This window comes from Bacteroidia bacterium (assembly GCA_033391075.1).
Classification (GTDB): Bacteria; Bacteroidota; Bacteroidia; order J057; family J057; genus JAWPMV01.
Genome location: JAWPMV010000001.1, coordinates 703,765 through 728,943 on the forward strand (window position 1 = coordinate 703,765; position 25,179 = coordinate 728,943).

General features: G+C 42.7%; 18 protein-coding genes and 1 pseudogene. 15 read left to right on the plus strand and 4 right to left on the minus strand.

Annotation, left to right across the window (positions count from 1 at the left end; all coding sequences use genetic code 11):
- Positions 1–180 precede the first annotated feature (180 nt).
- From R8P61_02715 to dprA, 5 genes are all read left to right on the plus strand, one after another.
- Complete coding sequence (locus R8P61_02715) at positions 181–3,027, plus strand: tetratricopeptide repeat protein (protein MDW3645951.1); 2,847 nt, start codon at positions 181–183, stop codon at positions 3,025–3,027.
- Positions 3,028–3,164: 137 nt separating this feature from the next.
- Complete coding sequence (locus R8P61_02720) at positions 3,165–3,707, plus strand: hypothetical protein (GenBank protein MDW3645952.1); 543 nt, start codon at positions 3,165–3,167, stop codon at positions 3,705–3,707.
- A 78-nt stretch (positions 3,708–3,785) separates the two neighbouring features.
- Positions 3,786–4,199 (plus strand): hypothetical protein, encoded by a 414-nt coding sequence (locus R8P61_02725; GenBank protein ID MDW3645953.1) that lies wholly within the window; start codon positions 3,786–3,788, stop codon positions 4,197–4,199.
- A 20-nt stretch (positions 4,200–4,219) separates the two neighbouring features.
- Complete coding sequence (locus tag R8P61_02730) at positions 4,220–5,179, plus strand: cytochrome c (protein ID MDW3645954.1); 960 nt, start codon at positions 4,220–4,222, stop codon at positions 5,177–5,179.
- Positions 5,180–5,259: 80 nt separating this feature from the next.
- Positions 5,260–6,372 carry a DNA-processing protein DprA gene (dprA, locus tag R8P61_02735; GenBank protein ID MDW3645955.1) on the plus strand — a complete coding sequence of 371 codons (1,113 nt, stop codon included), beginning with the start codon at positions 5,260–5,262 and terminating at the stop codon, positions 6,370–6,372.
- 44 nt (positions 6,373–6,416) lie between these two features.
- Here dprA and pckA read toward each other — a convergent pair whose 3' ends face one another.
- Positions 6,417–7,994, minus strand: coding sequence for a phosphoenolpyruvate carboxykinase (ATP) (pckA, locus tag R8P61_02740; protein ID MDW3645956.1), 1,578 nt, complete (start codon positions 7,992–7,994; stop codon positions 6,417–6,419).
- A gap of 414 nt (positions 7,995–8,408) precedes the next feature.
- On the opposite strand from pckA, the pseudogene R8P61_02745 reads away from it, so the two are divergent.
- The 3 genes and pseudogenes from R8P61_02745 (at position 8,409) to R8P61_02755 (ending at position 10,062) form a co-directional block, all read left to right on the plus strand.
- Positions 8,409–8,603 (plus strand): annotated as a pseudogene (locus R8P61_02745) (TM2 domain-containing protein).
- Between the two features lie 103 nt (positions 8,604–8,706).
- Positions 8,707–9,294, plus strand: a complete 588-nt coding sequence (locus tag R8P61_02750; GenBank protein ID MDW3645957.1) for a TetR/AcrR family transcriptional regulator — start codon at positions 8,707–8,709, stop codon at positions 9,292–9,294.
- A 9-nt stretch (positions 9,295–9,303) separates the two neighbouring features.
- Complete coding sequence (locus R8P61_02755) at positions 9,304–10,062, plus strand: sulfite exporter TauE/SafE family protein (GenBank protein MDW3645958.1); 759 nt, start codon at positions 9,304–9,306, stop codon at positions 10,060–10,062.
- 4 nt (positions 10,063–10,066) lie between these two features.
- On the opposite strand, the gene R8P61_02760 is transcribed toward R8P61_02755, so the two are convergent.
- The gene (locus R8P61_02760; protein ID MDW3645959.1) at positions 10,067–10,816 is read right to left on the minus strand and encodes a tetratricopeptide repeat protein; all 750 of its coding nucleotides are present in this window, start codon (positions 10,814–10,816) and stop codon (positions 10,067–10,069) included.
- A gap of 72 nt (positions 10,817–10,888) precedes the next feature.
- Between R8P61_02760 and R8P61_02765 the strand changes: the two genes are divergently transcribed.
- The 4 genes from R8P61_02765 to R8P61_02780 all read left to right on the plus strand — a co-directional run bounded on the left by R8P61_02765 (position 10,889) and on the right by R8P61_02780 (position 19,514).
- Positions 10,889–11,707: an NAD(P)-dependent oxidoreductase gene (locus R8P61_02765; GenBank protein MDW3645960.1), complete on the plus strand. Its 819-nt coding sequence runs from the start codon at positions 10,889–10,891 to the stop codon at positions 11,705–11,707.
- Positions 11,708–11,810: 103 nt separating this feature from the next.
- Entirely contained in the window at positions 11,811–12,860 is a 1,050-nt protein-coding gene (gene porQ / locus R8P61_02770; GenBank protein ID MDW3645961.1) for a type IX secretion system protein PorQ, read from the plus strand.
- 51 nt (positions 12,861–12,911) lie between these two features.
- Positions 12,912–13,481, plus strand: a complete 570-nt coding sequence (locus R8P61_02775) for a hypothetical protein (protein ID MDW3645962.1) — start codon at positions 12,912–12,914, stop codon at positions 13,479–13,481.
- A 423-nt stretch (positions 13,482–13,904) separates the two neighbouring features.
- On the plus strand, positions 13,905–19,514 hold the full coding sequence (locus R8P61_02780; GenBank protein MDW3645963.1) for a PKD domain-containing protein: 5,610 nt from the start codon (positions 13,905–13,907) through the stop codon (positions 19,512–19,514).
- A 452-nt stretch (positions 19,515–19,966) separates the two neighbouring features.
- On the opposite strand, the gene R8P61_02785 is transcribed toward R8P61_02780, so the two are convergent.
- Positions 19,967–21,223 (minus strand): asparagine synthetase B, encoded by a 1,257-nt coding sequence (locus R8P61_02785; protein MDW3645964.1) that lies wholly within the window; start codon positions 21,221–21,223, stop codon positions 19,967–19,969.
- Between the two features lie 173 nt (positions 21,224–21,396).
- Here R8P61_02785 and R8P61_02790 point away from each other — a divergent pair, with 173 nt between their 5' ends.
- A complete protein-coding gene (locus R8P61_02790; GenBank protein MDW3645965.1) occupies positions 21,397–22,662 on the plus strand; it encodes an ABC transporter permease in 1,266 nt (421 codons plus the stop codon).
- Here R8P61_02790 and R8P61_02795 read toward each other — a convergent pair.
- Positions 22,655–22,882 (minus strand): hypothetical protein, encoded by a 228-nt coding sequence (locus R8P61_02795; protein MDW3645966.1) that lies wholly within the window; start codon positions 22,880–22,882, stop codon positions 22,655–22,657. The genes R8P61_02790 and R8P61_02795 overlap by 8 nt on opposite strands.
- Before the next feature lie 272 nt (positions 22,883–23,154).
- On the opposite strand from R8P61_02795, the gene R8P61_02800 reads away from it, so the two are divergent.
- Both R8P61_02800 and R8P61_02805 read left to right on the plus strand, forming a co-directional pair.
- Positions 23,155–24,111: a methylenetetrahydrofolate reductase gene (locus tag R8P61_02800; protein MDW3645967.1), complete on the plus strand. Its 957-nt coding sequence runs from the start codon at positions 23,155–23,157 to the stop codon at positions 24,109–24,111.
- A 101-nt stretch (positions 24,112–24,212) separates the two neighbouring features.
- Entirely contained in the window at positions 24,213–25,073 is an 861-nt protein-coding gene (locus tag R8P61_02805) for a histidinol-phosphatase (protein ID MDW3645968.1), read from the plus strand.
- The last annotated feature ends 106 nt before the right edge of the window (positions 25,074–25,179 follow it).

Below are 25,179 nucleotides of genomic sequence, written 5' to 3' on the forward strand. Positions count from 1 at the left end.
TTTATAACTGATAGGCAAGAAAATAAAAAGCCTGCAATCTAGTGTTGATGCTTTACGTAATCTAGTGTTGATGCTTTACGTAATATTGAAGTATACCTGGCTCGTATTTGCCCAAAGTACTTATAATCATTTGATTAAAAGCGGCTTCCTGCGTATTTTATTTAACACCAACTGGAAAGCATGCGCCCTATAATACTACTAAGCCTACTTCTGCTTCTTCGGAGCCCAAGTCCCGCTCAAACATTTCCTTCGGATAGTTTGAAAGAAGTGCTGATTTCTACCCAAAATGATTCTTTGAAGAGTGATGCTTATCATCGTCTTTTTCAGGCTTCAATGGCACAAAGTTTTGATAGTGCCAGCAAGTATAGCCAGGCTTTTGTAGCATTCGCAGAAGCGCATGCCTACCTTCCTGGAAAATTGACTGCTTACCTGGATTTGGCAACGACCTATGCTATTCGGGGTTCCTTTGATACGGCGATTCATCATTTTCACCGGGCAAGACCACTTGCCATACAACTGGAAAAGAAATCCGAGCTTGCCAAATCTCACATGAGTTTAGGCAACTGTTTTTTGAGGTTGGGCAAACTGGATAGTTCGCTGAACTACTTTCAATTGGCTCGGGAGACTTATGAGGAAATCGAAAATGTGGATGGGCAAGCAGCGGTAAACAACAATATGGGCTTTTTGTACGAAAGCCAGGAAGAGTTTTCTAAAGCATTGGCTCATTATCTCCATTCCCTGTCTCTTCGGAAAACCCACGGCCCGGAAGCTAAACTCTCATTTAATTTCAGCCGAATAGGCAACATCCACTTGCGTCAAGGAAAGCTGGATTCTGCGCTATTTTATTATAGGAAGTACCTCGCCAATGCACAGAAATACGAACAGCAAAAGGAAATCGCAGCTGCAGAAAGTAATTTGGGAAATGTCTACCTGGAGCAAGGAGATTTTGCAAAAGCCCTGAGGCATTACCAATCTTCACTTAAACTATTCGAGGCCTTTGGGGACAAATACCACATTGCTTACCTCCATAATAATCTGGCAAAAGCTTTTGTAAACCTTGGCCAATACGAGCAAGCCCTTTTTCATAGTGAGCGTGCTTTGTCCATGGCAAAAGAACAGGATGTACTTTCCTTGCAAAAGGAGGCGTACGAAACTCGCCTGGCTGTATTTGGAAAGCGCAAGGATTACCGTTCCCAATTGGCTGCTTTGGAGGCTCTTACCCAGGTCAAGGACAGCATGATCCTGAGAGAGAATACCGAAAACCTCTCTGAATTGGAGCTTAAATACGAAACCAAGGAGAAAGAGGCTCAACTTTCGGCTCAGAAACTGGCATTACTGGAAGAGGAATTGCTGAGGAATCGCATATTAATTTTCAGCTCCTTAATCCTTCTGCTTTTTCTGGCTCTCATCGGTTGGCTGATTTTCCGCTATCGAAATCGGAGAAGGAAAATGGAGCACATCATGGAATTGAAGCAAACAGAAAGCGAAAACCTCCGAATTCTCAATCAATTGAAATCTCGCTTTTTCGCAAACATCTCTCACGAATTCAGAACGCCGCTTACCCTGATCATGGGACCTGTTTCGCAATTATTGAAAGAGTATAGAAAAGGGGAATTGGGCCAGGAGCTTTCTCTGGTGCAAAAAAATGCCCGCCGCCTTGAAGTTCTGGTCGGTCAATTGATGGACCTGGCTAAACTTGAGTCAGGGAAGATGGTGCTCAGGCTGCAAAGCGGGGATATTTTTGCCTTTATTCGAGGCATAGCTCATTCCTTTTCGTCCATGGCTGATTTGAAGGAAATTCACTTTGACATCCATGTGCCGGAAGGGGAATGCATTACCGCTTTTGATCCTGACAAATTGCAAAGCATACTGTCAAATTTGCTCAGCAATGCAATTAAATATACCGGCGAAGAAGGCAGGGTGGAAATGGAAGTTCAGCTAAAAGATCCGGACCAATTAGCCATAGAGGTAAAAGACAATGGAATCGGAATAAAAGCTACAGATCTCCCCCAGATATTTGATCGATTTTATCGGGTAGAAGGCTCCGAAATCGAAGGTTCGGGCATTGGACTTGCCCTGACCCGCGAGTTGGTGCATCTGATGGGTGGGGAAATTGAAGTGGAAAGTGAATGGAACCAGGGAAGCAGCTTTAGGGTAGCAATTCCTCTACAAGATGTCGAAGGAGAAATTCCTGTTTACAAATTCCCACAAGAATTCACTGAAGCAGAAGCAAGTATACTTCCGCTCATTCCCCAAACAGCAGCCGAAAGAGCCTCGATTTTACTGGTTGAGGATAATGCTGATGTCAGAAGATTTATTAAGCAGCAATTGGAGCAAGCCTATCAGGTATGGGAGGTCGAAAATGGAGTCGAAGGTCTTGCTTTCCTCGATAAAAAACTCCCCGACCTGATCCTTTCCGATGTCATGATGCCCAGGATGGATGGCATCACCTTTATCCATAAAGTTAAGACCCAGGAAATAAGTAGCCACATCCCGGTCATCATGTTAACTGCCAAAGGAGATCGCAGCAGTAAGTTGGAAGGATTGGAGACCGGAGCGGATGATTACCTGAGCAAACCCTTTGATGCAGATGAATTGAAGTTACGAATCCGCAACCTTATCGAACAAAGGAGAAAGTTAAGGGAACACTTTCAGAAGCCAGGAATTTTGGGCTGGGAAGCGACTAAGGAGAATTCGCTGGACGAAGCATTTTTAAACCGTTTGAGCGCACTCATTGAAGCCGAGATTGGAAATGAGGAACTCTCGATCGAATCCTTGAGTGAAGGCCTGGGAATAAGCCGGGGACATCTGCACAAAAAGCTAAAAGCATTGACAAATATGTCTCCCTCTGTTTTTGTAAGGACCCTGAGGTTGCAAAAGGCAAAGCGGATGTTGGAGCAGGGAGTAGGGACAGCTGCAGAAATTTCCTTTCGATGTGGGTTTTCGAGTCCCGCATACTTTAGCAAATGCTTTAAAGACCAGTACGGCCTTGCCCCCGGAATGGTGAAGCCTAATTCTCTGAGTTGAAAATTCCTGATAATCAGTGTTTTATGCTCAATGATACATAAGTGTAAGCATTGGATACATAGCTGATAGGTAAGAAGAAGTTTGTTTGACGTCTTTTGACAGAGAACATCAAACATTCACTTTTAACCATTATCAATATGTATCATTCACACAAATCACTGGCCATCTTCTGTGTAATTATCTTCAGCTGTTTGCTGGCTTCTGCCCAGATAAAGCTGGAAAAAACACAGATAAAGATTCCTGAAAATTCAGAAGAACTGCAGACGCTTGGGCTGGATTTTATAGGCAAGCTTGTACAAGGGGAGTTGGATCAGGCTGGATCATTAATTTCCGACGAATTCCTGTATTTCAATTCAGATAAACCTCTGGATAAAGATGCTTTTCTGGCACTATGGAAATCCTATCACGCAGATGCAAGTGAGTTGGGAATAAAGGAAGGGGGCATCATGAGCCTTGAGATCGTTGAAGGCTCTGAAAAGGGGCAATATGTGCTCATCTATGGTTTGCAAAGCTGGACGCCCAATAGCACAAAAAAGCCGGTAAATAGCTGGGGACATCTGATGATCAAAATCCAGCAGGAGAAAATCAGCCAGGTATACGAATTTCAAGATAATCTGAGCATCATGATGCAAATGGGATTCAGCCTTAACCCTCCTGCAAATCCATCGGGCGGACGCTAACACAGTTTATTGCGCCTTGTCTGCCTTCCCAAGTCAAGATTATGGAATGCGCTAAGTTGAACTTAATGAGACATTCCCATGAAACTATTTCCCAGGCTTTTAGGCCTGTTCCTTCTGCTCCTGACGCATCAGCTTCTACTGGCAGGACCAGATCGAATTCTGGCAAAGAAAGAAAACTACACGCTCTATCAATCTGAGCTTAGTCGCTATCAGCAAATCCTGAGCTTCATGATCGACAACGGATTGACACAAGCTGAAAAAGAAGAAATCAAAGAAGAAGTAATTCAGGCCTTTCTTAAAAATCCCCGGCAGATAAAGGAAGAATGCTGGGCCCTGAAAGAAACCCTCAATTACCTCCAAATGCATAAGGATGCACCTGCACAAGAAGAGGTTCGCTCAATTCTCTTTGAGACCCTTTTCGAGTTCGAAAAAAAAGGGGGAAAGAATGCTTTTATCAGAATCATTGATCGTCACGGACTCCGTGATCATTAACCTAAGAAACATCCACAAAAATGAAAAAGATCCTAAAATACCTGGGCATAACCCTTGCATCCCTCCTGGGGTTGGTGCTATTGTTAGTTCTATTCATCAATTTCAAGCCCTTACCCAATTATCAACTGGAAGTTCCTCTTGGGAATCTTGAGGTTGAAATAAATCCCGAGCGGGTCTCGAATGGGGCAGAATTGTCTTCGGTCTTATGTAACCATTGCCACGGAAATAAAGGAAGACTGGAAGGAAAGCTCATTGCTGAGGAAGAGGGCTTTGGGAAAATTTATGCACCCAATATTACCCAGGACGAGCAATACGGCATTGGCTCTTATACAGATGCTGAATTGTACCGCTTGCTGAGAACCGGTGTAAAGAAGGATGGAGGCCTTAGTCTTCCCATGATGATGAGGTTTCCTACAGCTGCCGAAAAAGACATTTACAGCATAATTGCATTCCTCCGTTCAAATGAAGCTGCAGTTCAAGCCTCTTCAAACCAGCTAGCTGAATACGAGCCCACTTTTCTGGTTAAGTTGCTGTATACGATTGCTTTTAAGCCCTTGCCACTTCCTCTGGAAGAAATTTCAAAACCCGGGCCTGCAGATAAACACTTTGGACAATACCTGGCCAATAGTTTGTATGCTTGCTATAACTGCCATTCAGCTTCCTTTGAAAGCAACAATTTTATGGAACCTGAGAAGTCGGCGGGTTTTCTGGGAGGAGGAAACCCGATTGCAGTAGGAGATATGAAACCGGTGGAATCTGCCAATATCACCATGCATGAAACGGATGGAATCGGTAGCTGGACCCAGGATGATTTCTTTCAGGCATTGAAATTTGGAAAGCATCCGGAAGGAAGGAAGTTGAGCTATCCCATGCTCCCCTATGCCTTTCTGGATTCAACAGAAATATTCGCCATCCATGATTACCTGAAAACAGTACCTCAACTGGCTGATACCAAAAATCTGGCAAAAATTAATGAGTAGTTTCGCCATAAATGGACTCCGGAAATTTCCGGAGTTTATTTTTTCTGTACCTTTATTATTGAAAACACAATAATAGCAGCGTGCAAGAACACAAACTACACCTTCTGGCGCTCTCGCTAACCAAAGGTCTTGGACCGGTTAGTGTCAGAAATATGATCGCCTTTTGCGGCTCCGCCAAAGCCGTATTCTCCACTCCCAGGTCTAAACTTATGCGAGCTCCCGGTATCGGGGCTCATGCCATTGCGCTCCTGAAAAAGGAACAAAGCATGCAGCGAGCAGAAGAAGAATGGGCCTTTTGTGAAAAAGCGGGCATAGAAATCCTGACTTACCTTGATCCCGCTTATCCTGAACTTTTGAAAAGCATTTATGATGCCCCTTTAATCCTCTATAAAAAAGGGGAACTTAACCTCAATGCGCAGGAAAATCTGGCAATTGTAGGTACGAGGAAGGCTACCGAATATGGGCTGGAACTAAGTGCTGATTTTGCCAGCTTCTATGCCCGACAGGGTATCAATGTAGTCAGCGGTTTGGCTTTCGGGATAGATATAGCTGCGCATAAGGCTGTTTTGCGGGCTAGGGGAAAGACTACAGCTGTATTGGCACATGGACTCCATACGATTTATCCAGCTCTTCACAGAAGGAAGGCGGAAGAGATCACCGAAGCTGGGGCCTTGCTAACAGAATATTTGGGAGGTACAGAACCCGAGGCTCCTTATTTCCCGGCAAGAAATCGCATCATCTCAGGAATTTCGCGTGCTGTATTGGTAGTAGAGGCTGGAAGAAAAGGAGGCGCACTGATTACCGCTCGTTTTGCTTTTGAGCAGAATCGCCTGGTGTATGCGATACCGGGAAGAGTAGGGGATGTCTGGTCGGAGGGCTGTAATCGATTGATTCGTGAGAATATAGCCAAGCTGGTAAGTCACCCTTCTGAAATTCTGGAGGATTTGGATATCCAGTGGCAGCTCCATGAGGATAAAAGCAAGCAATTGGAACTGATGTTAAAAAGGCCGGAAATAAGCCTGAGCCCCAATGAAAAAAAGTTGCTACACTTATTGGATAAAGAAGACTTACTGCTTGATAAACTGAGTCTGTTGAGTGGAATTCCTATTCCCAGCCTGAATCCTCTTATGCTCAATATGGAGTTTAAAGATTTGGTACGGCAATTACCGGGTAAAAAGTATAGAAAAAAATAAGGGGAAACAGCGATTTGTTTCCCCTTCCGTAGTATGTTTTCTAATTATGCCATTGTAGGGATCTTTGGGCCAGCCGCAACGATTTCTTTGCTGGCCTGATCTTCGTATTTTTTAAAGTTTACAATGAAAAGCTCTGCGAGGTTAGCAGCAACTTTATCGTAATCCTCTTCATTTCTCCAGGTATCTCTGGGATTCAGAACGGCATTGGGCACATCCGGGCAGGAAGTTGGAATCTGAAGACCGAAAATTTCTTGTGTACGGTATTCTACTTCATCCAATTCTCCGGTCAGTGCAGCTTTTACCATGGCGCGGGTATAAGAGAGCTCCATTCTACTACCTTCTCCATAAGATCCTCCAGTCCATCCGGTATTTACCAGCCAGACATTGATTTTACCATCTCCACTCTTACTCCCTTTGCGGAGCTTTTTACCGAGCAGATCAGCATAAACAGTGGGATGCAGGGGAAGGAAAGGGGCTCCAAAGCAAGTTGAAAATGTCGCTTCGGGTTCAGTTACTCCCTCTTCTGTACCTGCAATTTTTGCAGTGTATCCAGCAAGGAAGTGATACATGGCCTGTTCAACAGTTAGTTTAGATATAGGAGGTAGTACTCCAAAGGCATCACAGGTAAGAAAGAATATATTTTGTGGAAGATCCCCGCGAGAATTATACATGATGTTGGGGATGTGGTATATCGGATAACTCACACGGGTGTTTTGCGTGATAGAAGAATCCTGATAATCTACGGAATTGCCGTCTTCCTTGAATTTTACATTTTCGAGTAGGGCGCCAAATTTGATGGCATCCCAAATTTGAGGCTCTTTGTTGGGCGAAAGGTCAATGGTCTTTGCATAGCATCCTCCTTCAAAGTTGAAGATACTTTCCTTTGACCATCCATGCTCATCATCTCCGATCAACCGTCTTTCCGGATCATTTGACAAAGTGGTTTTGCCCGTACCAGAAAGTCCAAAGAAAAGAGAGGTGTCTCCATTGCTGCCCACATTTGCGGAACAGTGCATAGGAAGTACATTTCTTTCGGTTGGGAGAATGAAATTCAGGGCTGAGAAAATCCCCTTTTTAATTTCACCCGTATAAGCAGTTCCCCCAATGATGATGGTCTTTTCGCTGAAATTGATGATGGAGAAATTTTCCTGACGAGTCCCATCGACTTTAGGATCAGCACTCAATCCAGGAAAGGAATAAACCGTCCAATCTTCAATGAAAGTACTCAATTCCTTTTCCGTTGGGCGAAGGAACATATTGTAGACAAAGATGTTTTGCCAGGGATATTCTGTATAAACTTTGATTGCCAGTTTATAGTTGGGATTGGCGCAGGCGAAAACTTTGCGAGCATAGATTTCGTCCAGTCCATCCATATAGCCTTTGATCTTGCCAAAGAGCTGAGAGTAACTTTCTTGTGAAATAGGCAGATTGATATCTCCCCAATCCACGCTATTTTCCGTAATGGCATCTTTTACAATGAAGCGATCCTTAGGAGAGCGACCTGTAAATTTGCCCGTTTTTACTACCAGAGCACCTGTGCTGCTGAGATGGCCCTGACCTTTGATAATGGTCTTCTCAACCAAAGCAGCAGGAGTAAGATTGGTACTGATTAACTTAGCCATAGTATTTAGTATAAATTTTTGAGTAAATAACTAGGTATATATATATAAGATTGATAATTGACTTTCTGCTAAGAAATTAAATTGCCGGATGCAAAGAACACGAGCTAAGGAGGGCAAAAAAACAAGTGGAAAGACAATATGAACATATCTAGCAATGCTAAAATATGCTGATTATGAGGTTTTTCAGGATGTATTTCTCCCAAAACCTTTCTCTTTTCCAACTTGTAGTAGTAAGACCCCGTCCTTAAAGTGTGTAAAACTAATAAATAGTCCTTCGATTTCATATCAAAGAAGCCTATTAAAATGGATTAAATCACAGCCGTTAATAAGCTGTTAATGAAGGCCTAAAAAATTTAAAACATTTATAAATAACCCTTAAAACAATTATTAAACATGGAACCCAGAAGTGATAAAAGTTTTCTCCTCACCCTCCTCCTTTGCTTTTTTGTAGGAGCTTTGGGAATACATCGCTTTTATGCGGGAAAACTTCTTACGGGAATACTAATGTTGATCACTGCAGGTGGATTTGGAATTTGGGTATTGATTGACCTGATCATGATTTTACTCGGAAATTTTACCGATAGCGGTGGCAGATATATAAAGAATTAGTCATAGTTTCTTTAGCATACAGAAGGCAGGCCGTTTAGAATTTTTCTAACGGCCTTTTTTATTCTCTCCCGATCTCAAATAATTGCTAACTTGGCCTTCGATCATGGAGAGAAAAACTAATAGAGAACAGTTTTATCAGGCAAGTCTGAGGCTTTTTTTCGAAAAAGGCTATAAGGCAACCTCTATGCGAAATATCGCAGATAAGCTGGATATTCAGGCTCCTACGCTTTACAATTATGTAAAGTCCAAACATGATATCCTCGAAAACATCCTCTTCGATATCGCTGGCAGATTTCATAAAGGGATGAAGGATATTTATGATTCCTCTTATTCTCCTACAGAAAAATTAAAAGCAGTTGTGGCCCTCAATGTGCGCCTTACAACTGACTATCCTTATCATGTCTATTTACTGGTGGCGGAGTGGAAACATCTGAATGAAGACAGGCGGGATGACTTTCTCCAAAATCGTAAAGAATATGAAGGAATGCTTCGAAATATCATTTCTGAGGGCATTGAGAAGGGGGATTTTCGATCCATGAATCTTGAGATCGCTATGGAAGCGATCCTTTCTTCTATTCGTTGGCTCTTTCACTGGTATTCCCGTGATAAGGAAGATGTCCTGAATCCTATTGAGCTGGAAAAACAAATGCTGGATTTTATTCTCTATGGGGTCAGCACTCAAAATTCCTAATCTATATCTATGTTTTCACTTGCTCCTGAATTTCAAATTCTATGGTATGAATGGGCCATGGTTCTTTTTGCAGCTCTTTTGATTGGTTTTTCTAAAGCGGGCATAAAAGGAATTGCAGTTGTATCTGTAACATTGCTGGCACTGGTTTATGGAGCAAAAGCTTCAACAGGGATATTGATGCCCATGCTCATAGCCGCAGATATTTATGCAATTATATATTATAGAAATGATGTAATCTGGAAGCATATATATCGATTGATGCCCTGGATGGTTGCCGGGGTTTTATTGGGTACATGGATAGGTAAAGATTTGCCGGAAGATATATTTCGGCAAGGAATGGCAATAATCATATTACTTACCGTGGGAATGATGTACTGGTGGGATCGACAGAAAGAAGTAAAGGTGCCTGAGGGCTTATGGTTCTCAAGTATTATGGGCTTAGCTGCCGGTTTTACAACGATGATCGGAAATCTGGCAGGTCCTTTTTCCAATCTTTACTTCCTGGCTATGCGGCTTCCTAAAAATGAATTTATCGGTACGGCAGCCTGGCTTTTCTTCTTCATTAATCTTTTCAAATTACCTTTCCACATTTTTGTATGGGAAACCATTAGTCTGGAGTCTTTCAAAGTGAATCTTTTCATTTATCCGGCTCTATTTTTCGGACTTATTATTGGGGTAAAATTGATAAGGATGATTAAAGATGATTTATTCAGAAAAATGGTCATACTCCTTACAGCTATTGGTGCTATTGCGATCTTTTTCAAATAGATTTTTATCCATTTTTCAATAAATCAGGAAGCAACTCCTTTTTCACCCATAAGAAATTGGGTGCTACTTTGAGGGCCTTTTCGTAAGCTTGTTTGGCTTTTTCCCTTTCATCTTCCTCTTCATATGCTTTCCCCAACCAGGCCAAAGCATGTAGGTATTGCCAACTATTTGCCCTGAGAGCTGGCTTTGCTTCATATAGAGATATGGCCTTTTTAAAACATTCGATGGCTTCTTCCATATCTCCTCCAAAAAGACGGGGTGCATGATATTTGAGGTTCCCTTTTTCTACCCAGGCTGTAGGGTTTTGACTGTCCATATCTACAGACTCTGAAATATGACTGCTGCATTTAGGGCCTAAAAACATCATTTGTGCAGGCTTCTGTTCTATTTCCATGGCGATCAAGCCTCCCATTAGCGCTGAGTACTGAGAGCTCTCTCCTTTTTCCTTAACGATTTTCTTCAGGAGTTTTTGAGAATCCTCGATTAGATCTACCAAATCTCCACAGGTATTGGTGGTATTGCAAAAACCGATTTTGCCATATTCAGCAAGCAAATACTCATAAGCCAATTCAAGATTGCCGGGATTATTTTTAAGGGCAGATTTTAGAAGATCAATGCCTTCTGACCATTGACTTTCATTACCAGAAATATAGCCTTGATATGCGCGGGCTTTGCCCATATCCCAGGGCTTTTGTTGAGCATATATAGATAGGCTGAGGAGAAGGGAGATAATTAAACTAAGATAAGTTTTCATACATATATATTCTCCCTTTGAACTAATTTCCCCAAATTAGGTTCAAAGATTATTCAAAAGAGAAGAAAAACTATGTCAAACTTTTCAGGCAAAACTGTATTTATCACCGGTGCCAGTCGAGGAATCGGAAAAGCTATTGCTGTCAAACTGGCTTCTGAAGGCGCAAATATTATTGTAGCTGCCAAAACTGCCAGTCCGCATCCAAAACTAAAAGGAACCATCTATACGGCAGCAGAGGAAATTGAAGCGGCTGGAGGAAAAGCTTTGCCTTTGGTAGTAGACATTCGTCTGGAAGAATTGGTGGATGAAGCGATTCAAAGAGGGATTGAGAAGTTTGGCGGAATAGATATCCTCATCAATAATGCCAGTGCAATCATGCTCAGCGGGACGCTGCAAACTTCGATGAAGCGTTTTGATCTCATGAACAGTGTAAATTATAGAGGTACGTTTATGTGTTCGCAAAAAGCTATACCTCACTTGCAAAAATCGGAAAACCCCCATATCCTCAATCTTTCTCCTCCGCTCAATATTGAGAAGAGATGGTTTGCCCCTCATTTAGCTTACACCTATGCCAAATACGGCATGAGTTTCTGTACCTATGCCATGTCAGAGGAATTCAAAAAAGCGGGTATAGCGGTAAATAGTCTCTGGCCCAGAACTGCGATTGCAACGGCTGCGGTAAACATGCTAGGAGGGGAGCAAATGATGAATGCTTCGAGAAAAGTAGAGATCATGGCGGATGCAGCATATTATATCCTGAAAAGAAACAGTAGAGAATGTACAGGTAACTTTTTCATAGATGATGAGGTCCTTAATGAAGAGGGAATTACCGATATGGAGCAATATGCAGTAAAGCCGGGAACCAAGCTCGCCCCGGATTTCTTTATCTAACATTTGACCATAGCTGAAAGAGATACGAGAGGTATTTTCGGCACGTTATTGTGATACAAATTTTTCCCTAAGTTTGTGCCGAAAATTCCTGTAAATTCACGACGTGAAAAAGATCGCACTAGGTTTATGCATTCTTGCGCTGCTATGTCTGACTGAAGTATCAGCTCAGATTGGAGGTCGGCATGTTTATGATTTCCTGACCTTGAGTCCTTCTGCCCGTGTAGTTTCTCTGGGGGGAGTCAATATTTCTACCCTCGATGATGATGTGAATCTGGCTGCCCAAAACCCGGGCTTGCTAAATGATTCTATGCATCGACAAGCAACTCTGTCCTGGTCAAACTATCTGACCGATATCAAATATGGATATGCTGCCTATGCGCATCATTTTGATAAGATTGGAACGCTTCACATGGGAGTTCAGTTTTTGGACTATGGGACTTTTCAAGGAGCTGATGTCTTTGGCAATCTGACCGGGGAGTTTTCTGCAGGGGAATATGCCGTTTATATCGGAGCAGCAAGGTCCTGGAATCAATTTAGTTATGGGGCCAATCTGAAATTTATCAGCTCAACACTTGGGCCCGGATATACCAGTGCTGGGATCGCCCTGGATTTAGGGGGGAGTTATTATAGCAAAAGCCGACTCTTCTCGGCGGGTCTGGTTGTAAAGAATATTGGCACGCAGCTAAGTACCTATATAGGAAATGCCAACAGAGAACCTCTGCCTTTCGAAATACAGGCCGGGATTTCAAATAAATTGAAATATATGCCTCTGCGCTTTTCTATAACTGCTTCAAACCTGGATCAGTTTGATTTGATTTATGAAGATCCCAATGCGGAACCTGTATTTGATTTGGCTGGTAATGAGATTCCTCCCAAGGATCAGACGATAGATGGTATTTTTCGCCATTTTGTATTTGGAACAGAATTTTTGCTGGGCCGGAATCTTCGCCTAAGAGGCGGCTACAATCATCTGAGAAGGAGAGAGCTGGCCTCTGAAAATAGAGGAGGATTGACGGGTTTTTCCATGGGAATAGGGATACGGGTAAGAAGGATTGCCTTTGATTATGGCTTTAGTAGTTATGGGGTAAATTCTCGTTTTCAGGCACATCAATTCAGTCTGGCTTACAATCTCAAAAAAGCAGAAGAAGGATAAATTGGACTTTAGGGATTTTTAGCCCATTTTTGTGGGACAAAGCATAACCCGATGCTTAATACCTTATTCTTACTGCTAATCGCAGGTCTTGTAATTTTCTTGCTACTGTCTCCGAGAAAGGAAGTTCCCTTTATCGTGCTCCTGCACGCCTCGATCCAGTACATGATGACCCTGATTTATTGGTTGTTTGAAATGAATACCTACTATGCAGGTATTCTTTGGTGTTTTATACTCTTTAGCAGTTTGGTGTTGATTTGGGCGAGAGGGATGAATTATTCTCGAGAGATGCATCGGGTAGAGATGTTTTTTTCCGTAAGTCAATGGGGAATCCTTATCGCAGTTTTGGCATTTATTGGATTAAATTCTCCCTACTACCACATGATCCCTTCCGCTTCCTGGAGTTCTCAGATTCATCCCAGTCCGGTCTCTATTCATCCGGTTGCCAAATTGAGCGGGAATGTTCTGATGTTCACCAGTTTTTTTCAACTAATACTGGGTTGGGGAAGACGCTGGAATTTGCGGAAGTCTGTTGTTGAACTAGGACCTATTATTTTATATTTCGTACTCATGGGTGTTTTACGTGTCTATGAGGACGACGCACAATTGTTCCCCTTTACTTAAAACCTGCAAAACGAAATGAAATCTTCCATCTAAAATGCTTGCTGAAGTATGAAGAAACAGAGAGAATGAGAAGGATACTGATGATATTAAAATCTTGTATTTCAGCTTGTTGGCACTTGAGAAGGAATATTTTGATTAATTTGTACATTTAGCCCGATTATCTTTCAAAGGATAGAATCTTTCAGGCTAACATCTACAAATCAAAAAGTATTTTCCTAGGTTAGTCAAAATCGTTCGGGATATTTCCCCTTCGGTACATTCAATATAGATTGAGGAGTGTTTTGAGCTTACTGCTTAATTCAACCCAAACGACACAGAATTTGGTAGACACTCAGCATAACTCAAGGAAGTAATTTTCAAGGTACATGGGTACCTGTTTGGCCTAAAAACATTGACGCATCAAAATTGAATACATTTATCCATATGCAATTAAAGCAGCTTGTTTTAGCACTGGTTCTCTTTGCATTTCTATTGCCGGAGAATGCCCATGCTCAGCTGACAGCAGATTTTTCTGCTAATAATACGCGGGGCTGTAGCCCATTCTCACTGGTTGCCCAGTTTCAGAATTTATCTACGGGTAACCCTAGCAGTTATTTATGGCGGTTTGGGGATGCTGCAAATACCACCAGTACCCTGGCTACTCCGACTTTTGTTTACCAGGATCCGGGTTGCTATGATGTGACCCTTGTCGTTACAGATGCCGGAGGTGCGCAGGATTCTATTACCCGAAGCTGTTTTATAGAGATCCTTCCGGCACCTGTGGTGGATTTTACAGTTAGCCAAACAGAAGGTTGTGTTCCGCTTGATATATGTTTTACAGATAATTCAACCTCTGCTGGCGGAGCCATTGTGGATTGGGAATGGACGCTGTCTGATGGACAGCCTGGGGTTGGAGCAAACCCTTGTTTCAATTTTACCGCGGCTCCTGATACGATAGGAGTGATTTTAAGGGTAACGGATGCCAATGGGTGTTCTTCTACTCAGATTTTTCAAGATGTAATCGAATTAGCAGAGCCTCCCGTTCTGGATTTTGATGTGGATGTTAATTCGTCCTGTAATCCTCCTCTGACTGTTAATTTCTTGAATAATACCCAGCTAAACGGTGGTGTTAATCCTACCTATACCTGGAACTTTCCCGGAGGTACTACCAATACAGGTGCAAGCACTGCAACAGGTCAAACACCTCCCCCGGTTACCTATAATGCCGATGGCCAGTATGATGCTCAATTGATCGTATCAACTTCAAATGGTTGTGCTGATACCTTGATTAGAAATGCAATCGTAGGGATAGGAGGGGTTACGGCCAGTTTTACAAACAGTGCTACCATCATATGCTTAGGTGATACCATTACTTTTGAAAGTACCTCCATGGGAGGTGTTAGTGATCTTGCATGGAACTTTGGAGAAACTGCCGGGGTAAATTCTACAGATCAGATTGTCCAGTATGTTTATTCTACGCCTGGAACTTATACAGTAACGCTCCAGGCAAATAATCCTGTATGTGGTGATACCATAATCCAGGTTGATTTAATTACAGTAAATCAGAGCCCAACGGCGAGTTTCACTGTAGACCGAATGGAAGATTGTCAACCAGGCATTCCTTTTAATTTTACGGATGGATCTTCTCCGGATGTAACGACCTGGACCTGGGACTTTGGAGATGGAAATACTTCCAATCAGCAAAATCCGAATCACACCTATACAGCCTTTGGCACCTATGTAGTTTGTCTGACTGTCGAAAATGGCCTTTCCTGTCCAGATGTGTTTTGTGATACCCTTACTGTTGCTCCTCCCAATGTAAATTTCCAAAGGAGTATTTCGGAAGGATGTGCACCGCTTACGGTTGACTTTACAGATATTTCTACCTCGATAGATCCAATTGTTTCCTGGGAATGGGATTTTGGAAGTGCGACTAATGCAGTCCCACCTACCTCTACAGACCAAAATCCTGCAGGAGTACAATTTACAGCCACAGGTAACTATACAGTTCAGCTGATTATAACGACGGTGAATGGATGTACGGATACCCTCAATTTTGTTAATGCCATCATGGCTGGGGATGCTCCTATTGTGGACTTCACCGTTGATAAGGATACCATTTGTATCAATGAGGATATTACTTTCCGAAGTTTGAATACAGATCCTGATTGGGAATACTTCTGGGACTTCCAGTATGTTGATCCTGGTAACTTCGTTATGCTGGATGATACAGCGACAACGGTTTATCCTGATTCAGGCACCTTTGATGTTGCCCTGGTAATCAATGATAATGGATGTAGGGATACCCTGGTGCAGGAAGACCTGGTATTTGTTTCTCCACCTAAGGCTCAATTTGCCTTGAGCGATTCTGTGGTATGTACCGTTCCTTCGACGATTCAAATTGCTGACTCTTCTATTGGGCCGGCAGATATCTATACCTGGTTCCTGAATGGAGCATTATATTCCAATCTTCAGGATCCTCCGCCTCTTACTGTTACAACCCCTGGTGCTTATGTATTGACTCAGGCGATCGAAAACAGTCTGACGGGTTGTACAGATACCTTTAGCGCGGTGATCTTTGCTGGTGATCCTGTTGCGGACTTTACCCTGGATGTAAATGATGGTTGTCGGCCACTTACCGTCACGCCTACTCCCAATGTCCAGAATGTCAATGGTCTGCTTTGGTTTTTTGACTATGACACTGGAGGAGGGGTTGTACCTGGATCTGCCCCCCAATTTACGTATGCAGATACAGGGCTTTATTCAGTGGCATTGATAGTAACAGATGCCTTTGGCTGTGCGGATACCATGATTCGAACGGATGATGTTACGGTATATGGAACCTATCCGGTTATAGACATAGATCCTGGTTTGGGATGCCCTCCCTTGGATGTTGACTTTACAGAAAACACGGCAGTTTTCTCCCTCAGCACGCCTACCCTTTACACCTGGGATTTTGGAGATGGAAATACTTCCAATCAGCAAAATCCTACGCACACCTATGTGAATAGAGGATTGTTTGATATAACCCTGGCAGTTACAGAAGATCATGGATGTGTAGATTCGGTAACTATACCGGGAGGAGTCGTAGTGACACAACCTATTCCTGACTTTTCAGTTGTTGATTCCAGTACTTGTGCAGGGGCCATGGTACAATTTACCAACACAACAGGAGGAGTAAATCCTACCTATGTTTGGGATTTTGGAGATGGCAATACCAGCACAGATCCTGATCCTACACATGTGTATGCTGATACGGGTTTTTATGATGTTACCCTTACTGCTACTGACCAGAATGGTTGTAGCGCAACAATTACCCGTACAAATGCAGTTTATATAGAATCATTTGCTGCTGATTTTACCGCTGTTGATACACTGGCTTTCTGTCCAATTTTGACCACCCAGTTTACAGATGCATCTTCTGGCAATGTGAATGGATGGCGCTGGACATTTGGAGATGGCTTTGGTTTCAGTACCCTGCAAAATCCTCAGCATGTGTATTTCCTAGCAGGAGATTTTGATGTCACCCTGATAGCGACCCATGAAGACGGCTGTCAGGATACCACAACAAAAAATAATTTTATTCAAATTGGCGGACCTCTCGCTCAATTTAGTATTGACAAAACAGAAGTTTGTTTGGGAGATACGGTTGAGATTACCGTGATCACCCAGGGAGCTATAGGTATTGTGCCGGTATCCTGGCAGGATGGAGGTGCTGACTTTATTAATAACCTTCCTGGTGGATTTGACACTACGGTTGTCTCACACGTTTACCTGAATTCCGGTGTTTTCTATCCTACTGTCTCCGTTATTGACGGAACCTGTCAGGTCGATCTTCCGGCTCAGGACAGTGTCATTGTACATGCGCCTCCTACAGCTGCGTTATCACCTGTTGATACCCTGGGTTGTGCTCCTTTGAATATCAACTATACCGACCTTTCGACAGAAGGAGATACGGCAATTGCAAGCTGGCAATGGTCTTTCGGGAATGGAGATAGCTCGACTTTGCAAAATCCGCCCTATACCTATCTGGTTAATGGGAACTATGATGTAGATTTAGTTGTTACTGACTTCTTTGGTTGTGTAGATTCTGTAAGTACAACCACCTCAGTACTACCAGGAGTCATTGCAGATTTCACTACACCTGATACTTTGGGTTGTGCGCCTGCAGCGGTTACCTTTACGGACCTATCTACCTTTGGACCTCCTACTTCCTACGTATGGGCATTTGGAGACGGAGATACGCTTTTCGGCAATCCTAATCCTACCCATATTTACCAAAATGATGGAGTATATGATGTAACCTTGATTGTTTCGGATGGATTGGGCTGTGAAGATACCCTGACCAAACCCGCTTACATCCGTTTGCAGCACCCCGATGCAGTAGTTTATTCAGATATTAGCCAGGGATGTAATCCACTGACGGTTACTTTCTTCGCAGATAGTTCCTCCTCTACTTTTCCGATTACCCAGTATGAATGGTGTCTGGTTGAAATCAATACAGGGCAGATAGTTTGTGCAACAACTCCTGCTGGCAGAGATAGTTTGGAGATTCCGTTTTCTGAACCTGGAAACTATATCATGACCGTTGCGATCACAGATTCACTGGGATGTGCAGATACCTCTGCAGCCGTAACGATTGATGTGGATACTCGAATCGTTCCACAACCCGTTGTACTGGAGAATGTCACAGTTGTAGACGATAATACCGTAGATATTACCTGGCTTCCCTATGCAGGAAATGATTTCGTGGCTTATGAAGTTCATAGGATAAATGGTCCGCTTGCAGGGCCTATTGCGACCATTACCGATCAGAATACAACTAACTTCACAGAAACGAATCCGCTCCTGGATGTACGGAACGGTTCTTTCTGCTATAAGATACTTGTACAAAATACCTGTCTGGAATTCTCGGATATAGATGCGACACAGGAACATTGTACCGTTGATCTGGAGACGACTCCTCTCGTAGATGCGATTCAATTGGACTGGTCTTCCTATGTAGGATACATAGTTGGACAATATGAGATTTATAGGGCGATCAATTATGATCCGAATACCCTGGTGTTGGTCGATGTGGTAGCAGGAAATACCTTGACCTATACGGATACTGCACAATTCTGTAGAGATTCTGTGACCTACAGAGTACTTGCGATTGGATTTGGTAATACTAATCAAAGAAGTTTCTCCGACCTGAGTGAAGAGGCTCCTATTCATCCACAACCTACCGAGTCCAGTGATATCATTACTGCTACGGTAGTAGACGATGATTATATAGATATAAGTTGGAATACCTATCTGGGGACACAACCGGGAGATTATGTTTTCCAGCGTTCTACCGATGGGACCAATTACACGACAATAGATACCCTCCCATTTGGTACCACTACCTATCAGGATACCAGCGTTCTGGTCGATGAACAATCCTATTATTATCGAATATTCAATATCGATCAATGTGGGGATCTCTCGGCAGACGGATTATTTGGACGAAGTATTTTACTGGGAGTAAGCTTTGCTGCTAATGGTACAACACCCGTTCTTAATTGGAATAATTATCAGAACTGGGCTGGAGGTGTACTCAACTATGAGATTCAGATTTTTAATACTGTGAATGGTGTTTTTGAAACGGTAGGTATAGTTCCTGGAAACCAAACTACCTTCGAAGACGATCTGTCTGATTTGAATCAGGCAGAATATTGCTACCGAATTGTAGCCTATGAAAGTGGAGGTAATGGAGCAACATCAACTTCCAATGAGGATTGTGTAATTTTTGCTCCTAAAGTTTACGTGCCTAGTGCCTTTACCCCGAACAATGATGGGAACAATGATGTTTTCAGAGCCTTTGTTCCGAATTTGGGGAATGGTGAAATGCTTATCTATGACAGATGGGGGGAACTTCTCTATCGTACCCTTGATCCAAATAATGAAGGATGGGATGGTACCTTCAAAGGCCAAGCGGTTCAGGAAGGAGTATATGTCTTCCTGATTTCCGGGCAAGGTGTTGATGGAACCGACTTTAGAAGATCTGGGACTGTTACCTTATTCAGATAAGTTATCTAAGATAAAAATAAAAGGCCCCGATGATATTTTTCATCGGGGCCTCTTGCTTATAGAGTAATTTTTTGATGAAGCTAATATTAGAAAATCCTTTTCAGCAATTGCCTCCTTTGGGTAGATAGATGTGTAAATCTCAGCGAATGAAATGATGGCTTCTCTTTCAGATTCTAAGGAAATAACGAACCTTAGAATGTAAGGCTAGCTTGACAAATCTGTGAACCATGAGTAAACGGTCTTTCCGCTTGCGAAACTGATTGAGGTCAAACTGGAGGGAGTGTTTTCTCTCAGGATTTGATTGGGAGATACTCCCTTAGTGCTAAGTTTGGGTGAATTTGCCGACGGTGCTATGCATATAGCAAGAAGCAGAGGGACCAACAAGCTTGATGCCTCTGCTTCTTAATTCCTATAGTTAATTATGTTCTGCCTTTTTAGCTTTGACAGCTAAATCAGGTCTTTCTTTTCTTCTTTCTGGCTGCGGGGAAAAGTATATTATTGAGGATCAAACGATATCCTGGAGAACTAGGATGCAAAGAAAGATCGGTGGGATCTTCTCCAACAAAATGTTTATAGTCTTCCGGATCATGTCCTCCATAATAGGTCCACATGCCTTTACCCAAATTTCCATGAATATAACGGGCCTCATTATACGCTTTCAACTCTCCCATAATCAGAACCTCACTTTTCAAGAGCCTCTTGCTGAAGGCGGTGGTCTGTCCCATAAAACCTTTTACCGTACGGGTATGGTTTTGGGTAAGCATGGTCGGAACGGGATCCCATTTTGCTGAGAAATCGAATAGGGTAAAATAATCCATATGCTCAGGCACCCTGCGACCTAAATTCGCATCAATATCTGAAAACTCATACTGATAAGGGCTACGTACCAGGGTGAAATCCTTAAATGCCAGGGCCTTTTCATAATCCAGTTTCTGTTGTGCTGCCGGATCGGCACCGTCCCCATCAAACATAGCCTGACAAATATCAATTCCTTCAGCACTAAGGGCGATGTCATAGGTGTCTGTAGCAGAACACATGGCAAACAGGAAACCACCATCTGTAAGGTATTGCTTGATCCGCTTGGATACTTCCAGCTTCATCTCACTCACTTTGGTATATCCATATATTTTCGCAGTACTCTGTTGAGCTTTAACCTCATCCTGATACCACTTTTGATTCCGATAAGAACCATAAAATTTCCCGAACTGGCCGGTAAAATCTTCATGATGGAGGTGAAGCCAGTCAAAATCACTGAGTTTCCCATCCAGTACATCCGGATCGTATATAACCTCATAAGGAATTTCTGCATAGGTGAGAGCTAAAGTTACAGCATCATCCCAGGGTTGTTTGTTTTTAGGAGAATAAACGGCAATCTCCGGAGCTTTCTCCAACTTAACAGCATCCATATTTACCTGATCCGAGGTAATATAGGCCAGAATTTCGGTATAGCGGCTGTCCCCAATCCTTTCATATGCAATTCCTCTAATCTGAAGTTCCTGTTCAAAAACACTGCTGTGTTTAAAGGCAAAACTTCCTCCTCTGTAGTTAAGTAACCAATCTACTACTACCTGATATTCCAGCACCCAATAAGCAATGCCATAGGCTTTGAGATGTTCAGATTGTGCATAGTCCATAGGAACCAGCAAATAATCTGCTCTGGAGGTAAGGCTTGATAGGCAGAGTAAGGCAATGATCAGAAATTTCTTCATAATATCGGCTTATAAGCAACTAATAAGTCCAGGATAGGACCTTGTGCGGATCTAAGGGTTTCAAAAGCTATTTAACGAAGAGATATAAAAATTACGAAAATTTCGCAGATTATATATGTTCTTTTAACGACAAATATATCTTTGGTGTTCGCAATTTTGTATTTTAGCAAGATATGAATGGACTCCAATTCATCTGGGAAGGTTTTCGTATAGCTATAAATGCTATCGGAGCCAACCGTATGCGCTCCTTTTTGACCATGCTTGGTGTGGCTACAGGGATTTTTGTGATCACAAGTATCCTTACGATGGTCAACACCTTGCAGGAAACCACTACCAAAAGTATTGCAGAACTGGGAAATACAACCATGTTTGTGCATCACTTCCCCTGGGACGAGCGTGGTGAAGATTGGAAGAAATTCTTCAACCGACCCAAAGTAAGCTATAAAGACTATCAATTTCTCAAGAAATCTTTACGTGGGGTAGATGCAATAGCCTACCAGATAACTGCGTCAGGACAAACGATCAAACAAAAAGGACAATCTGCAAATGGAGTAGAAGTTCTTGGTATCACGGAAGATGCCGCAAAGATTGGAAAACTTGAATTGGTAGAGGGAAGGTATTTTTCCGGAGTAGAGTTTTTCTCGGGTACGCCCGTTTGTGTAATTGGGTTTTCGATTGCTGAAAACCTCTTTCCTGATACCAATCCTATTGGGAAATACGTGCAGATAAAGAGCAAAAGGCTGAAAGTGGTTGGTGTATTGGAGAAAAAAGGCAAGGCTATCATTCCCGGCATGGCCAGTGATGATGAACGAGTCCTTGTTCCCTGGCGCATGATGGCCAGCATTTTCAATCTGAATGATCGCCGAATTGATAAAACCATCGTATTACAAGGTTCTGATTATGAGAACTTAGGGGTGGTAGAAAGTGACGCTATTGGTATCCTCCGAGCTGCCAGAGGCCTTAGCCCTAAAATTGAAAATAACTTTGCCATCAATAAACAAGAGATGTTGATGAATCGTTTTGATAACGCATTTGGATATCTCGAAACGGGTGGTTGGATAATTAGTGCATTTTCAATTTTGATTGGTGTATTTAGTATAGGAATGATCATGTATATCTCCGTACGCGAAAGAACCAATGAAATTGGGGTCCAGAAAGCCCTGGGATCCACCCGAAGTTTCATCCTCTATCAATTTGTCATGGAGGCAATTCTGATTTGTCTGATTGGTGGCATGATCGGTTTGGGAATCGTCTTTGGCCTTGGAGCTCTGGTCGAAGTGGGTTTGCAGGCCATGGAATTGGATATTGAAGTTATCACGGCCCAGTCAACCATCATGATCGCTGTATTCCTTTCGGCTGGAATTGGACTTACCGCTGGATTTATTCCCGCCTTGATTGCGGCATTGATGGATCCAGTGGAGGCGATTAGGTTTAATTGAGCCCCCTTAACCCACCGCCACAGACCCCACTCCCTTCTCCTTGCAGGATTAAGGAGTGCGCGCGAAGCCAATTATTGAAAGATTCCATTTTACTCATACTGATGGTGACTTGCAGTTGATAGGTGCTTCCTAACCCACCGCCACAGACCCCACTCCCTTCTCCTTGCAGGATTAAGGAGTGCGCGCGAAGCCGATTATTGAAAGATTCCATTTTACTCATTGATGGTGCCTTGCAGTTGATAGGTGCTTCCTAACCCACCGCCACAGGCCCCACTCCCTTCTCCTTGCAGGATTAAGGAGCGCGCACAAAGCCATTACCATTCTCAATTCCTTATGTGTGCCCTCCTTATATAAGGATGGCTTTACTTTGTGTGGGTGAGTTTTCTTGCATTTTTCCCCTTTTTCTAAGGAGGATTGCTATTATAGGCCAAAACCAGTCCCTGATCTAAAGACTTTCCCTATATTTGCAGCGGATCTTTTGAGTAATCCTTTATGAGACTTATAGAGCACTTAACACAAACCAAAAACCCTTCCGTAAGCATTGAGATCATTCCCCCGAAAAGAGGCCGAGATATTCAGAAATTGCATGATGCTATAGAATCGGTCATCCCTTACAGTCCTCCTTTTATTGATGTTACCAGCCATGCTGCAGAAGTAGCCTGGGAAGAACAGAAAGACGGATCTTTTAAGCGGAAAGTGAAACGGAAAAGTCCGGGGACTTTTGGCTTATGTGCTGCCATAAAATATAAATATAATCTCGAGCCGGTTCCGCATATCCTCTGTGGAGGATTTACGCGAGAAGAAACGGAAGATGCCCTTATAGAGCTTAATTACCTGGGGATTGAAAATATCCTGGCAATCCGTGGTGATAAAACCAATCACCGACCCGTTCCTACAGACCGCAGCACCAATCAGTATGCAGTCGATCTGGTCAAACAAGTTTCAGCCATGAATAAAGGTTGCTATATCGATGACTTAATTGATGCTGCGAAAACCAACTTCTGCATAGGAGTCGCTTGTTATCCCGAAAAGAACTACGAATCCCCTAATAAGGATTTCGATATGCAGATTCTTCTTGACAAGCAGAATAGTGGAGCTCATTATGCGGTTACGCAGATGTTTTATGATACGAAGAAGTTTCTGGATTATGTAGAAGAGGCAAAAGCGGCAGGAGTAAGCATGCCCATCATTCCCGGTATGAAGATCATGACTTCCAAAAAACATCTGACACGTATTCCCAGCATCTTTCACATAGACATCCCTAATGAGCTTTGTGATAAAATGATGGCGGCCAAGAGCCGTGCGGAAGAAATTCAGGTAGGAGTTGACTGGGCTTATAAGCAGTCTATGGAACTTTTGGATGCGGGCCACAATTTCCTGCATTATTACATTATGCAAAACACCAGTCCTTTTCTAAAGCTTATGGATAGGCTGAAGAAGAAGATATAAAGAGGTGCGCGAGTGTTCTAGTATTCTTGGGTTATAGTTTTTTATCTAACTATGACACCATCTCAAACTACTTTAACACGAAAACACCAGAACACGTCCCTATGCCCTGGACTAACTACCATAGTCATAGCCATTTTTGCGATGGAGTGGCCCCTCCCGAGGACCATATCCTGGCTGCCATTGAGAAAGGCTTTTTGGCTTTTGGATGCAGTTCACATGCTTATGTCCCTTTTGAACAATCCTGGTCTATTAAAGAGGAACGTTTGCCTGAATATGCTCCTGAAATTCTGAGACTCAAAGAAAAATATGCGGATCAAATAGAAGTTTACCTATCTCTCGAGGTAGACTATATTCCCGGGATGATTGGTCCAAATGAAACGAAGAAGGAATTTGGGCTGGACTATACGGTAGGTTCTGTACACTTTGCGGATCGTTGGGAAAATGGGATGCCCTGGGGAATAGACGGTACTCGTGAAGAATTTACCTCCGGGATTGAAAAGCTTTTCGACCAAAGTCCTCAAAAAGCAGTTAGTCGATATTATGAAGTAATCCGACAAATGCTGGAAGAAGATTGCCCGGATATTTTGGGGCACATGGATAAGGTGAAAATGCACAATTCGAAGGGGGGCATATTTGAGGAGACAGAAAAATGGTATCGTGAGGCTGTTATGGCGACATTGGAAACCGCAGGATCAACCGACGTAATCATTGAGCTGAATACACGTGGGATTTACAAAAAGAAAAGCTTTGAGCCCTATCCTAGTAGATGGATTCTGGAAGAAATCTACAAAATGGGCATTCCTTTAATGATCAATTCTGATTCCCACCATCCACGTGAAATAGACGAGAATTTTTCTGATTGTGCCAAAATCTTGCGGGAAATCGGATTTCGCGAATTACGAATCTTATTGGACGGAGAATGGCAGGACAGGGCCTTCAATGAAAGAGGTTTTCTCAAATAGTCAGCTTTTTACCTAAAGCTAGTCTTCTGTACCTGGACCTTGTGAATATTATTCAAATTTGTGTAATATGTAGTTCAAGCTTTAAGCAAACACGAGCCCTAATTTA

What these genes read in the sequence shown, in the direction of transcription:
- R8P61_02780 (MDW3645963.1), top strand. Translation starts at nt 13,905, where the DNA reads ATGCAATTAAAGCAGCTTGTTTTAGCACTGGTTCTCTTTGCATTTCTA.
- R8P61_02720 (MDW3645952.1), top strand. Translation starts at nt 3,165, where the DNA reads ATGTATCATTCACACAAATCACTGGCCATCTTCTGTGTAATTATCTTC.
- R8P61_02800 (MDW3645967.1), top strand. Translation starts at nt 23,155, where the DNA reads ATGAGACTTATAGAGCACTTAACACAAACCAAAAACCCTTCCGTAAGC.
- R8P61_02805 (MDW3645968.1), top strand. Translation starts at nt 24,213, where the DNA reads ATGCCCTGGACTAACTACCATAGTCATAGCCATTTTTGCGATGGAGTG.
- R8P61_02725 (MDW3645953.1), top strand. Translation starts at nt 3,786, where the DNA reads ATGAAACTATTTCCCAGGCTTTTAGGCCTGTTCCTTCTGCTCCTGACG.
- R8P61_02795 (MDW3645966.1), bottom strand. Translation starts at nt 22,882, where the DNA reads ATGAGTAAAATGGAATCTTTCAATAATCGGCTTCGCGCGCACTCCTTA.
- R8P61_02755 (MDW3645958.1), top strand. Translation starts at nt 9,304, where the DNA reads ATGTTTTCACTTGCTCCTGAATTTCAAATTCTATGGTATGAATGGGCC.
- R8P61_02750 (MDW3645957.1), top strand. Translation starts at nt 8,707, where the DNA reads ATGGAGAGAAAAACTAATAGAGAACAGTTTTATCAGGCAAGTCTGAGG.
- R8P61_02765 (MDW3645960.1), top strand. Translation starts at nt 10,889, where the DNA reads ATGTCAAACTTTTCAGGCAAAACTGTATTTATCACCGGTGCCAGTCGA.
- R8P61_02730 (MDW3645954.1), top strand. Translation starts at nt 4,220, where the DNA reads ATGAAAAAGATCCTAAAATACCTGGGCATAACCCTTGCATCCCTCCTG.
- R8P61_02785 (MDW3645964.1), bottom strand. Translation starts at nt 21,223, where the DNA reads ATGAAGAAATTTCTGATCATTGCCTTACTCTGCCTATCAAGCCTTACC.
- pckA (MDW3645956.1), bottom strand. Translation starts at nt 7,994, where the DNA reads ATGGCTAAGTTAATCAGTACCAATCTTACTCCTGCTGCTTTGGTTGAG.
- R8P61_02715 (MDW3645951.1), top strand. Translation starts at nt 181, where the DNA reads ATGCGCCCTATAATACTACTAAGCCTACTTCTGCTTCTTCGGAGCCCA.
- R8P61_02760 (MDW3645959.1), bottom strand. Translation starts at nt 10,816, where the DNA reads ATGAAAACTTATCTTAGTTTAATTATCTCCCTTCTCCTCAGCCTATCT.
- R8P61_02775 (MDW3645962.1), top strand. Translation starts at nt 12,912, where the DNA reads ATGCTTAATACCTTATTCTTACTGCTAATCGCAGGTCTTGTAATTTTC.
- R8P61_02790 (MDW3645965.1), top strand. Translation starts at nt 21,397, where the DNA reads ATGAATGGACTCCAATTCATCTGGGAAGGTTTTCGTATAGCTATAAAT.